Annotated in this window: 9 protein-coding genes and 1 tRNA gene; 4 read left to right on the top strand and 6 right to left on the bottom strand. The window is 41.5% G+C overall.

The window, feature by feature from the left end; all coding sequences use genetic code 11:
* Positions 1-50: 50 nt before the first annotated feature.
* The 3 genes from HWQ36_RS01535 (at position 51) to HWQ36_RS01525 (ending at position 1911) form a co-directional block, all read left to right on the top strand.
* The gene (locus HWQ36_RS01535) at positions 51-827 is read left to right on the top strand and encodes a metal ABC transporter ATP-binding protein (RefSeq protein ID WP_292697362.1); all 777 of its coding nucleotides are present in this window, start codon (positions 51-53) and stop codon (positions 825-827) included.
* 66 nt (positions 828-893) lie between these two features.
* Positions 894-1763, top strand: coding sequence for a metal ABC transporter permease (locus HWQ36_RS01530; protein WP_292697360.1), 870 nt, complete (start codon positions 894-896; stop codon positions 1761-1763).
* A gap of 75 nt (positions 1764-1838) precedes the next feature.
* Positions 1839-1911 (top strand) — tRNA-Phe (locus HWQ36_RS01525).
* Between the two features lie 916 nt (positions 1912-2827).
* Here the strand turns inward: HWQ36_RS01525 and HWQ36_RS01520 are convergent.
* The gene (locus HWQ36_RS01520; protein ID WP_292697358.1) at positions 2828-4555 is read right to left on the bottom strand and encodes an NFACT family protein; all 1728 of its coding nucleotides are present in this window, start codon (positions 4553-4555) and stop codon (positions 2828-2830) included.
* A 309-nt stretch (positions 4556-4864) separates the two neighbouring features.
* Positions 4865-6133 carry a glycosyltransferase family 1 protein gene (locus tag HWQ36_RS01515; RefSeq protein ID WP_292697356.1) on the bottom strand — a complete coding sequence of 423 codons (1269 nt, stop codon included), beginning with the start codon at positions 6131-6133 and terminating at the stop codon, positions 4865-4867.
* Positions 6134-6763: 630 nt separating this feature from the next.
* On the opposite strand from HWQ36_RS01515, the gene psaK reads away from it, so the two are divergent.
* Entirely contained in the window at positions 6764-7024 is a 261-nt protein-coding gene (gene psaK / locus HWQ36_RS01510; protein WP_012410900.1) for a photosystem I reaction center subunit PsaK, read from the top strand.
* A 159-nt stretch (positions 7025-7183) separates the two neighbouring features.
* On the opposite strand, the gene HWQ36_RS01505 is transcribed toward psaK, so the two are convergent.
* From HWQ36_RS01505 to HWQ36_RS01490, 4 genes are all read right to left on the bottom strand, one after another.
* Positions 7184-7924, bottom strand: a complete 741-nt coding sequence (locus HWQ36_RS01505) for a DUF3891 family protein (protein WP_292697350.1) — start codon at positions 7922-7924, stop codon at positions 7184-7186.
* Between the two features lie 565 nt (positions 7925-8489).
* The gene (locus HWQ36_RS01500) at positions 8490-9182 is read right to left on the bottom strand and encodes a manganese catalase family protein (protein WP_292697349.1); all 693 of its coding nucleotides are present in this window, start codon (positions 9180-9182) and stop codon (positions 8490-8492) included.
* Between the two features lie 163 nt (positions 9183-9345).
* On the bottom strand, positions 9346-9624 hold the full coding sequence (locus tag HWQ36_RS01495) for a GlsB/YeaQ/YmgE family stress response membrane protein (RefSeq protein WP_292697347.1): 279 nt from the start codon (positions 9622-9624) through the stop codon (positions 9346-9348).
* A gap of 520 nt (positions 9625-10144) precedes the next feature.
* On the bottom strand, positions 10145-11920 hold the full coding sequence (locus HWQ36_RS01490) for a hypothetical protein (protein ID WP_292697345.1): 1776 nt from the start codon (positions 11918-11920) through the stop codon (positions 10145-10147).
* Positions 11921-12479 lie beyond the last annotated feature (559 nt).

Here is a 12479-nt window from a genome sequence, read left to right as displayed (position 1 = left end):
AATGACCAATGACCAATGACCAATGACCAATGACCAATGACCAATGACCAATGACAAATAAAATTGCTATTTTAAAAGTAGAAGGATTAACTGTCTATCAAGGTAGTTATCTAGCTGTTCGAGATGTTTCTTTTGAATTATTGCCAGGAACAGATACAGCCATAGTTGGCCCCAATGGTGCTGGTAAAAGTACTCTGGTAAAAGCGGTTTTAGATTTGATACCTCGAAGTGCTGGTACAATTGAAATCTTAGGTCGCCCAATTGCAAGGCTGGGGCGTTTGCGTCATTTATTGGGCTATATGCCGCAAAATTTCATTTTTGACCGGAGCTTTCCCATTTCTGTTAGCGAATTGGTGGGACTGGGATGGGATAAGGAAGGAAAAAAGGGAGATTTATTTTTCTCTAAGCTGTGGAGACAAGACAGAGAAAAATCGGCAGCAGTAGTAGAAGCTTTACGGCGAACCGATGCTTATCATTTACAGCATCAAGCTATTGGTACTCTTAGTGGTGGTCAACTTAAGCGGGTTTTATTGGCTTATTGTTTGGTAATGCCTCGGAAACTGTTGGTACTGGATGAAGCCTTTGCTGGTGTTGATGTGCAAGGTGCAGCAGACTTTTACGCTTTGCTAAATGAATTAAAGCAAGAAGAGGGTTGGACAGTATTACAAGTTTCTCATGATATTGATATGGTAAATCGCCATTGCGATCGCGTGCTTTGCCTCAACCAAAGCATTGTTTGTACTGGTAAGCCAGAAATTGCCCTTTCACCGCAAAACTTGTTAGCAACCTACGGCCCAGGTTTCAGTCGCTACCAGCACCAACATTAAAATAATTCGTAATTCGTAATTCGTAATTCGTAATTAAACTCCCAGAATTAGTTAATGCCCATAAGTATGAATTTATTTAATGATTGTCAGATAGCAAGGCTAGCGATCGCAAGTAGCAATGACTTGGTAAGCTTGTTAACATTCCCTTTTATGCAGCGTGCGATCGTAGGTGCTGTATTAATGGGAATACTTGGCGGGATGTTGGGTAGTTTTGTTACCTTGCGCCAGTTGTCTTTTTTTAGCCACGCGGTTGGTCATGCAGCATTAGTAGGTGTGGCGTTAGGTGTGCTGCTACAAATAAATCCGACTTGGATGCTGTTACCTTTTACCTTGGTTTTTGGGGTGATTGTCCTCTACTTTATCGACAAAACCGATTTAGGTAGCGATAGCGTCCTTAGTATAGTGCTATCTGGAGCATTAGCGATCGGTGTGATCCTTACTAGCCTGATTAAAGGATATCGTGGCAACTTGATGGCTGTACTGTTCGGCGATATTCTAGCGATCAATACCACAGATTTGATTTTGACGCTGTTAATACTTGTAGGAGGTAGCATATTTTTACTATCAACCCTGCGGCAGCAAATTTTGTTGACCCTTAACCCTGATGTAGCACAAGTTCAAGGCGTTCCCGTCCAATTGTACCGCTACGTGTTTGTGGTTTTGCTTTCACTCGCCGTTGCTGTAGCGATTAAAGCTGTCGGCGTTTTATTGGTGAACGCCTTTTTGGTTATTCCCGCCTCTACCGCCAAACTGATGAGTCACCACTTTAGCCGCTTTCTAGTTATGTCGGTGATAGTTGGTTCCATTAGCAGCATTGCTGGCATCATTGTCTCTGGTATTTTCAACTTTGCTTCTGGCCCAAGTATTGTTCTTGTCCAATTCCTGCTATTTGTAGCCGTTTTCATCTGGTTTAAGCTGAATTTGAAAGCTGCATAAATCTTTTTTCTCCAAGGGCTTGCTATATTTTGGGATGTTTGCTACATTTATTAATCGTGGCTCACAAAAGCCCCAGCCGGGATAGCTCAGTTGGTAGAGCAGAGGACTGAAAATCCTCGTGTCACCGGTTCAAGTCCGGTTCCTGGCATAGATTACAGCTAAAAATACCACTTGCATCCAAAGTAAACGCATTGTTGGTAGCACTAGAATCGGTAACATACGTTATTCACGGTAAAAGCGTTCATTAATTCTGAGCATTCCGAGGGATGATATAAGACACGTCTTATATACGAATGCAAGTTCACTGCAAGACAAGCCCACTGTAAATTATTTTGTGCGATCGCCACGGCTCGTGATCAGCTCCATGATTTGACCAGTTAAGAAGAATAGTAGGTTGGGTTGAACGTAAGCGTTACCCAACAAAGCCTTGATAATGTTGAGTTTCGTTCCTCAAACGCCACTTGCTACCCTGTGGGAACGCTAAAAGCGAACAAGTCGGGAAACCCGCCCACCGCAGTGGCTCCCCAACCTACGCCAGTTTTAGTTTTTTTTTAACCCAAGCGTATCGAACTATAAGATGTTCAAAAAATACTCAAAGTGTTTGTATTAAATACAAAAAGACCAGCCTCCCACAGCTGGTCTATAAAATTTTTGTTTTTTGCGTTGTCTTCTCAAGAGAGTTAAAACCCAATTGCGCGTTCCCAAAATGCAACGGGCAACTTTTCTTAACAATATTGTAACAGTCAACACAGATTTTTCCTGAATATTCATCAAAAAAAGATATTAACAAAGCTTAAAAGCTTCTATCTATCAGGATAATTCAGCAAATCGCAGGGTAGAAAAGGAGGGGAGCAGGGAGGATGTGGTTCGACTTCGCTCACCAACCGGGGGATGAGGGGGATAAGGGAGACAAGGATGACAAGGGGGAATTATTGAATAGTCTCTTCCTTGTCCTTCTTCATACCCAATGCCCAATACTTCGACTTACCTCGACTTCGCCCTTCGGCTACGCTCAGGACAGGCTCGGCACAAGTCGCTCAGTACAAGTGCCCAATGCCCAATGCCTAATGACTAATGACCATTTGTGGTTTCCCCCAGAGGATGCTTTCCTGCTTGTAAATTGCAATTCCCGGTTTTGCTCCTTTGGGTTTGTAAACGTGTTTTGGCTGGGTGTAAACTATTGGCACTTGCTCGCTCTGACGAGCGCGACTGTAGTAAGCGGCAAGATTAGCTACAAATTGCAAATCAGCTTCTTCTGCCACAGCACCGGGTTCTAGACGTAGTAACAGATGGCTCCCTGGAATTTCTTGAGCGTGGAACCAGATGTCATAATCCCCAGCTACACGAAAGGTTAATTGGTCATTTTGGCGATTATTGCGACCGATTAATACTTCAAAGCCGCTGGGGGTAAGGTAACGATGAAAGTTGGTGCTGGGGGGTTCGTTTGCGCTACGGCTGCGGTATTCTGGATCTTCAAGATACTTTTGTCCAATCAACTCTTCGCGGATTTCTTCTAAAGCTCGCAAATCTTCTGATGTTTGGTAGGTATCTATTTGGCCAATCGCAGCTTCTACTTGTTCTAAATACTCAATTTCTGTCTGCACTTCTAATAGTAGGGGTTCGACAGCAGCACGAGCGCGTTTCAGCTTTTGGTGCTGTTTGTACAGACTTTGGGCATTTTGGACAGCATTTTTATCTGGCTGGAGCGCGATCGCAATTGGCAAATTTGTCTCAAAATCAGCAAGGATAATTTCTTTCATCCCCGGTTCCCAGTTTTGCAGGTGAGCCATCAATAAATCAGCTTTTTGTCGATACTCGTCGGCTTGATCTGATTGCTGCAAGCGCGTTTTAAAGGTTTGAGCCTTGTTGCGTAATTTCGCCAGAATATTATTTAATTTCTGACTCAACTGATGGCGCAATTGGGAAAATAACTGTTGGTCAATTTGGTTACTGTAATAGTGGTTGAGCAACTCCTGGATATTTTTGACCTTTTCAACTACACCCCAACCCATTACGGTGTAACCATCTTTTGTCCAAGCAGGTTGAAATTTCTTGGAATCCAAGGCTTGCAGCCATTCTTGCCAACGCTCAAACAACCGTCGCCAATCGTCGGGGTTGAGAGTATCGGTAGATGTTTCTGGGGCGATATTTGCTTCTAACAGCATTAACTCCAGCAATGCTGCACTCAAGCCACTATAACTTTTCAGCAATTGCCGCTTGATTGCTCCTGGTACTAAACTTACCCGTTCTTGCCAACGTTCTTGAGATTCGCTCAAACTGGGGACAGTTCCAGTCAGTTTTGGTGGTGCTTCATAAGGTTGTCCGGTTTGGATGGGACGGACACTAGATTGTTGCTGACTGACTTGATGGGCTGCGGTGATAATTATATTGCTGGCATCAGTGAGAATAACGTTACTATATTTGCCCATAATTTCTGCATAGACATGATACAGGGCGCTTTCTCCGGGACGACGGGCAAATTGTAAATCGATAACACGCTCCCAAGGAGCGATCGCTTCAATACCCACCAGTGCCAAACCACCCAATTGGTGTATGAGTTGTTGGCTAAAGGTAAAAGTATCTGGCGATCGCGGTGGTGGATCGCCGATACAAATATGTGCAGCTTGGGGATGCCAAGAAATCTGTAGCCAATCACGCTGTTTCATGGTGCGTAATGCTATAGCAATAGTATAGCGATCGCGCTGATAAACCTGTTCTGTCCGCGAGGGCAGCCAGTTAGCGCGGATTTCGCTACAAGTAGCTGTAAGGGTGGTGAAGTCAACTGGTTGCATAGCCGTTCGCGTTCAAAGGTCGATGCTCAGTATACTTCCATCATCTCTAATATTGATATCAATCTAGGGTAGGCATCCTCCAATCGATCCCCTAAAAAATGTAGAGACGCAAAATTTTGCGTCTCTCTACAGAATTTATCGAATAGAATTCAGGAGTCAGGAGTCAGGAGTCAGAATGAATTTTGTACCGAAAAAGCAGTGCTTCGCAACAGTAGCGAGTCCACGAGAGTCAGGATTGCTGAATTCTGAATTCTTCTTCAACGGTATGTAAGATGATTTTATCCGAAGTGGATTATGTTGCTTGACACACTATTTAGTAAGCAATGCAGGTTCTTTTGCTGATGGCTTCAACAATTGGGTGTAAAGTTCACTCAACTGAACTGCTACGCCATGCCAACTAAATTTGCTTTCGACACGCTTTCTGCCAGCTTTACCCAATTCATCTCTCCACTCTGGATTAAAGAGAATTCGGTCAATAGCAGACGCAAAAGCACCTACATCTTGTGGTGGTGCCAATAAACCAGTTTCTTCATTAACTACAGTAAACTGAAGTCCACCGACATCACTTGCCACAACTGGCGTACCGCTTGCCATCGCTTCGATCGCTACAAGTCCAAAGGGTTCGTAGTGACTGGGAACAACGCAGACATCAGCAGCTGCGTAATAAGTTGGTAAAATATCTTGACTGAGACGACCAACAAAAATGGTCAAATCAGTGATTCCTAAGTCGTGGACGATTTGCTCAATGCGATCGCGCTCAATGCCGTCGCTGTTACCTGGAGTACTACCACCGCCAATAATTAGCTGGAGATTCTTCGAGTCGCGTAGTTTAGACTCGTTGACTGCACGCACCAAGGTTTCTATACCTTTGCGTTGGTCAAAACGTCCTACATATAAGACAACTTTGGCTTCTTTAGCAATTTCCAGTTCGGCCCTGGCTGCTTCTCGCCCAATGGAACCAAATCGCTGAATATCTGTGCCGCAGGGAATGATGTCGATATTGCCTTCAGTAGAAACTAGCGATCGCATGTGTTGTTGTTCTTGCGGACTTGTAGCCACAATTCGCTCTGCTGTTTCCAACACCTCTTTTTCTACTGTTAATCGCACACTTGCAATCAGAGGAATATTTTCTATAGTGTTGTACTTGACTGCTCCTAATGAGTGGTATGTGTGAACCTGTTTACTCTCTTGGATTTTCTTTAACTGCATCCCCACCCAACTAGAGAGCCAATAGTTAGTGTGAACTAACTCGTATTTAATCTCATTTTTGACTTGAAATTTGAGGAAATTATCCACAAATTCTGGCAAATATTCAAAAATCTCATCTCGCGGCACAAACTCAAGGGGCCCAGCTTTTAAACGAATAGTTCGACAATTTTCTCCATGTTCAACAATCAAGTCTTGCTCCAGACTCACTTTGCGGGTAAACATATCAACTTGCCATCCCAGCTGCGCTAGTGCTTCACCCACTTGGCGCACATAAACATTTTGTCCCCCTGCTTCTTCTTTCCCTATTTCAATCGCCGGGTCTCCGTGGACGGAAATCAAGGCGATACGTTTTTCGGTGGTAGAGTTCATAGTTTGTGTGTTGCTGATTTTAACAAAGCTTTAGGCTGTTCCAAGTTCGTGTGTAACACACTTGCTTGAATTGTTTAGGAACTTTGATTAATATTTATCTTAATTTAAGATGTCTAACATTTTTTTACATCTTCTGCCAGAAGTATAATTCTAAGTTGGGTATTGGATATTTAATTTCTTTAGGTAGAGGAAAATCTATACTTGTATCTCATACTTTTCATAGATAAAATTTATAGTTTTTCACCTTTTTTATACATAATCTAATTAAGCTGTTCGCGGAGCGTGACGGAGGCATTATTCTGTTAGCGATAGCGGGGCGTTTAGCCCGTCCTGACTCCTGAATTCTGTTCGATAAAAGCTGAAGCTATCATTTGCTGTGTATAAATAAACCACTATTTATGATCACCGATACTTAATGTTCAGGTATAATTTAAAACCAATAAAACGTTTGCTTCTGACATTGAAGTTCAAATCAGTTAGCACAGTTAACTGACTACATTGAACTCAATTTGTATTAAGTAGTAAGAATAACTGTTAAATATTGATGCAAAATTGGGTATTTTCTTGAATTTGCTTCGGAAAGTTTCAGATTATATTTTCAATCATTAATAAATTTCAGGAGCAAATCAGGTGTTTACTTCAACCTTACTCGCTGCTGCAACTACACCCCTGCAATGGAGTCCGACAGTCGGACTGATTATCATTATTGCTAATATCATTGCCATTGCCTTTGGTAAATCGACTATCAAATATCCCAACGCAGAACCAGCACTACCCTCATCTAATCTTTTTGGTGGTTTTGGTTTACCAGCCCTTTTAGCAACCACAGCCTTTGGTCATATCTTAGGAGTGGGCGCGGTTTTAGGGCTGCATAACCTGGGAAGAATTTAGGTTCTTGCCCAAGTTAGCCTTTATTTGATGATTCTTTTGTCTCCGTATTGAGCCAGAGAGTTAATTCTCTGGCTCTTTTTTATCGAGGAAGGCAGGAGGAAAACTAAATCCTGTAAGATTTGTGCGCATAGCGTCTCGTAAAGAGGATGGGGACATTCGTTATCCATTAACGAATGTCCACTCAAGTACCTTGATAGGGGCTTCTTGTAGTGCTTCAGTTAGTTGGGTATTGCTCTCAAATTTCACCTGGGAGAGGTCACAGGCTTCGACATTGACCGTGAATTTATCGGCTTGGAAGGGCCAGGGTTTGACAACAACCAAGTTATCACTACGCTGCATGATGTCATAGCGCTCACCTTCAGGACCCTTGCTAATTTCTAAAAACCGCTCATCGTCAGGTAGTTCTTGCTGACATAAGATGAGAGAAAGGCGATCGCACCACTGCATAAACGCATAAGCTACATCAACTTCCTCCTTTTTAATGCCCAGTTCCTTGCGCCAACGTTGCTGATTTTGGAGTTGCTCATCTAAAAATTTGTCTAGTTTAGAACCCTCACCCCGGTTTCCCTCATTTAAACGACTGATGTGCATAGAAATTAATAAAGCTACCCACCGTCCACGGTAAAGGGCATTCTTTGCCAAATCAGCCAATTTCTGTACACCAGCATCTACATCGGCATTTGAGGACAGCATGAAGTCTTTTGGCGCACCGGCTTCAGTCAGAATATCTTCTTCCCACTCTTTCTCTAGGTCATCGTGATGAGAAATTGCCGCGAGAGTTTCATATAACCTTACTGGAGTATCTTTGCGTCGCCATTGACCCGCCAGTTGAGCCGCTAATAAAGCATGGGCACGATGATAAATTACTTCCCAACCTTTTTGCGTAGCGTTGACAATCACAAATTAATCTCCTGATTCTTAGTTTTGATTTTGAGTTGCACCTGAATTCAGAAACGTCGAGCTAGATATTGAAGAGGCGATCGCTCTGACTTCTTCAGCATGACTTATGATTTACACCCATTTTAAATTGAGTGCAATATAGTCCATTCTTCATAACGCAGATATATATAGCTAATATTACCAACTTCTCTATGGCGTTTCCTAATCATACAAGGTACATCATAGTCCCCTCCCCGCAAGCGGGAGGGGGTTGGGGGTGGGGTTTTTGTACCTCACTCAAGCAAGAACCGCTATAATAAGCCGGCAGTCCGGCAGTATTGTTGTTCACAAATAATTTAGCATTGCCATAGCAGGCATAAAGCTAAGAGGATGTTTTAAAAGTCTTCTTGTCGGTAACAAAAGCCTTAAAACCCCCAAAATCCATGCCACTGCGGTCATGAGGGAAACCCCTATGACCGCAGTGGCTCCCCTAAAAAAGGGAGATTTTGATTCTCACCTTTTTTAGGGAGGTTAGCGAGGATCAATAAGTACCTAAAACCACAGCCAAATACTTTTTAAACAACCTCTAAGAGTGGCTTTCTAGCGGATTAGCAACGTATTTAAATGTTGGCTCAGAATTCCAGGGGCCACGCTCATCTTTGCCATCACCGTTTGTAGATAGGTTGTAGTAAAGAGCAACAGTATCATCTGGCTTAATATTACCAAAGAATGGATCTGTCAACTTACCCAGCGAATCTAGAGCTTTCATAAACATCTGGGTATGAGAAATTTCTCGTGTTAACAGATGGACTAAAGTTTCTTGGGTTCCTTTGTCAGTTGCCAACTTAATTAACTCTTCGTAAGTCTGACGAGCGCCAGCTTCTGCTGCAACGTTAGCTCTTAAATCACGCACTACATCTCCACCTTCATTCAAGTAACTTGCAGTCCAAGCATTACCCTGACTATCTAGAAAATGAGGACCAACCCCTCGAATTGCAAAGAGAGTACTCTTATAAGCCTCTGTTTGATCCACATTTTTTGTATGAGCTTCAATGAGTTTTCCAACCATTTCTAAATGTCCGAATTCCTCGATTGCAATGTCTTGGAGCATATCTTTAATTCCAGCATTTTCAACATGGAATGATTGAACCCAATATTGCAATGCTGCACTAAGTTCTCCAGTAGCTCCACCAAACTGCTCTAGAAGTAATTGAGCAAAACGAGGGTTTGGTTCACTAACGTTAACTGCATGAATAGGCTCTTTTTTGTGAAAAAACATAGATTTACACTTCCAAAAATTATGATGTTACAGAAGGATTGAATGGTCTTTTAGGATTTTTCCAAAGAGAGCTAATTTGATTTTGAATAGCTTCTAAAACTGGAAACTAGAAGACCAATAAAATACAGTGGTAATGTCAGTGTTGATAACTGCCAATAAGCGATTAGGCATTGCTGCTTCTTCCGATTAATCCCCATAGATAAATAGCAACAATTGCGTCAAGCACAGCCACTAAAATACCAGGAAGAGTTAAACCAGCGCCAGCCACAGTAATTTGCAGAGTTCCTGTTCGCAATAGGCTAAACAGACTTCCACCGACAAAAGCACCAATGATACCTAAGATCATTGTGGAGAGAATTCCACCACCTTGATAGCCAGGATAAACAGCTTTAGCAATCGCACCTGCCAAAAGTCCTAAAACTATCCAAGCAATAATACTCATAATTGCCTCAACAATCTCACTTGTATTTAAGTTATCAACTTTGATTCAGAATTATTTCTACCAGATGGGATAAATGCTAAATCCAAAAGTAAGACAAAATAATTTATATACAAATTATATGAAAATTGTCATTTAGTATTAATAGCATAAAAATTCTCAACGATTTTTTTTATCAGCCAAATAAATTGTAAATTATTGAATATCTAATCTATTAGGCTTTATTGGTTACAGAAATAAATTATTTTGAATAACACAATTTTCGATTAATTAGAGAAGTTGGCAATATTAATTTTGCTATATCTGTCTGAAGATATAGTTATGTTATCTAACTTTTTGGAGATGTATAATTAAGTTTCGGCGCTAGCATTTTAAGCTATGTTAAAAAACTTAAATGTAGGGTGCTAAATCCTCCGATAAATTGGAGGACTTTAAGAGGTTTTTGCCCCCCTTAGCAAAGAGGAACGGCGATAGCCGGTGAGTGAATTATGTGCATCACAAAGAAGTTGTATAACTTTTTTACTTACCCACCCAAAGTCCGAGTATAAATTACCTGACCTTGAGAATCATAAAGAAAAAGGGACAGGTTGGCATTGTCACTAATTACAGCTAGAGCTTCTCGTAAGATTTGCAAGTGATTGCTAATATCAATAGCAGTACTAGAATTCTCAGAATAAGGATTAGCCAAGTTATTTTTTCTTACTTGGTCATACTCAGAAGTTAACCGGACAATAATTCCTGCATTGTCTATGCTAAAGGTACAAATCTGAATTTCATTAATACAGGTTTTATCTAAGTCAGTGCGGGTTTGTTGCAAACTACTAACAACTTGTACTTTTTCTTGTGCTTGTTTGAGAGCTGTTGAATAAGGTTCGATAAGGGACTGAGCTTGAGTGTAGTACAAGCTATCTTGGGAAACTTTTTTAACAGTTTGCAAAGCCTGATCCCAGTATGTCGCGGCTGCTTGCCATTGGTTTTGTTGCTCATAAACCTTGGCTTGCTTGGCGGTGCTAATAACTTGTTGGTAGGTTTTAACAGCTAATTGTTCCTTAGTCGCGCGATCGCGTGCCGCCACCAGTTTAGATTTATAATCTACCAACAGCTTTTCAGCTTCTTGGTATCTAGCGCTAGTTAAGGGAATACTATTCAAAGCATTAATCGCCACCAGCCAAGTAGACCGCACCTTTTGCCAATCATTCAAAGATTTAGCAGTACTTTCTTGCTTTTCGGCAGCACTAGCTACAGCCTTTGCTGCTGTTAGTTTTTTTAGCCATTTTTCCTCAGTAAATATCTGCTGATTTACAGCGTGCAAACGAACTCGATAATTAAGTAATTTCGCTTGCACTAGCCCATAGAGTTCACTGTCGGGACTTATAGTTTCTAGTGGTGCTATAGCCTGTCGCCATAAGTGTTGCCTAGCTTGTAATTCCTCTAGACTATGTGCAGGAGTTTGAACTTGTTGTGTCGCCAAAGATGCCGTCTGCAAAGCCTTGACCACCTGGTTGATTTTTTCTGACCGTCCAGACAAACTTGCTTTTAGTTCTTCTGACACCTGGGAACGGGGCGACCAACTAGGAATTGCATTCAGGGCTGTACTAGCTGCCGCAAGTTGCTGTTGTACAGTTACTAATTCTTGTTCAGACTTAGCACGACGCATCAGTTGTGGAGATTTTGTTTTTAATTTTGCGGCATTTTGTATTTCTTTACACTCAGACATTACACAAGTCCGAGTCAATAAGTAAGCACCACCGCCTAAGACGATAATTCCCACCAAGGCTGCACCCAGTAAGATCGGTTTGACTTGGAATCCTGGCTTTGAAGCCGGCAAATTTGGCGCATTTGCAAACGGGTCAAACGGTTCCTTTTCCTCAGTCTCATCAAGTGATGGAGAATAGGTCAGAGCAGATGAATAAATGGGATAAAAGTATTGCCCCTCCTCTCCCCCTGCTCCCCCTGCTCCCTCATCTTCCCCCATCCCCCCATCTCCCCATCTCCCCGTCTGATTCAAAGCCAAGAAACATTTGGCATAAGGGAGTTGTTCGCCAAAAACTCTGAGGAAACATTGCACTCGCTGCTCTTTGTGGGGTGCTAGAGACTGAAGTACTTCCTCAATTACTGTAAAGATTATCTGAGTATCAACTATTACATCTAATTCATGTTGCGTTAAAATCATTAGCCCGTCTTTATTAACGGCACACTTAACCTCGAAGACTTCAGCCGATGAAACTTCTACAAGCAATTGCTCCTGCAAAGTTTTGGCTAAAAACTGTAAATCTTCCTGCTGGACTGCTACTTTCATAGAGCTTTCCCGCTCAACTTCTATATTGTTTTGATTATTTTTAAGAGGATGAAATGAACTTTTTAGATTTGTTGAATGCAAATGCACAGTTTAACCAACCACAGCCTGAAAATCTGAACGACCAACTTTCTAACACAAATTCTGACTTTTAACCAAAAATTAAAAAAGCAATTATTGTTCGCAGCGCTACATTTTCACATCAGTAGATGCAAAGTTAAATAATCTGTCTTCAGATATAAATTACAAATAAAAAATGGGAATAATAGGATGTTTGAGTATTTTCACTGCATTATTTTGCGACAGTTAAATTTACAGTAGCTAGTACTCTGCAAAATTATAGTTGCAGAGTAGTTGTGACAAATTTATCCAAAGGTTAAGGAAACGATACTAGGTTAGAGGCTTTTGACAGAAATGGTAGTTATCTTCTATGCTGGGAAACTTACTGAGGAGATTAATTACGTGTTGTGGCTATAGCACAAACAGGTTAGCTATCAAAATTAATGTGCCTCATTTGCTGAGTTCGATAAAATTGATCCGTGAAAAAGAAATTTTTATAGCT

This window comes from Nostoc sp. NMS2 (genome assembly GCF_017115105.1).
Classification (GTDB): domain Bacteria; phylum Cyanobacteriota; class Cyanobacteriia; order Cyanobacteriales; family Nostocaceae; genus Nostoc.
This window is presented reverse-complemented; position numbering and strand designations above follow the sequence as displayed.

Excerpts from the sequence above, each read along its gene's own strand:
- HWQ36_RS01535 (WP_292697362.1), top strand. The coding sequence starts at position 51 with ATGACAAATAAAATTGCTATTTTAAAAGTAGAAGGATTAACTGTCTAT.
- HWQ36_RS01530 (WP_292697360.1), top strand. The coding sequence starts at position 894 with ATGAATTTATTTAATGATTGTCAGATAGCAAGGCTAGCGATCGCAAGT.
- HWQ36_RS01520 (WP_292697358.1), bottom strand. The coding sequence starts at position 4,555 with ATGCAACCAGTTGACTTCACCACCCTTACAGCTACTTGTAGCGAAATC.
- HWQ36_RS01515 (WP_292697356.1), bottom strand. The coding sequence starts at position 6,133 with ATGAACTCTACCACCGAAAAACGTATCGCCTTGATTTCCGTCCACGGA.
- HWQ36_RS01500 (WP_292697349.1), bottom strand. The coding sequence starts at position 9,182 with ATGTTTTTTCACAAAAAAGAGCCTATTCATGCAGTTAACGTTAGTGAA.
- HWQ36_RS01495 (WP_292697347.1), bottom strand. The coding sequence starts at position 9,624 with ATGAGTATTATTGCTTGGATAGTTTTAGGACTTTTGGCAGGTGCGATT.
- HWQ36_RS01490 (WP_292697345.1), bottom strand. The coding sequence starts at position 11,920 with ATGAAAGTAGCAGTCCAGCAGGAAGATTTACAGTTTTTAGCCAAAACT.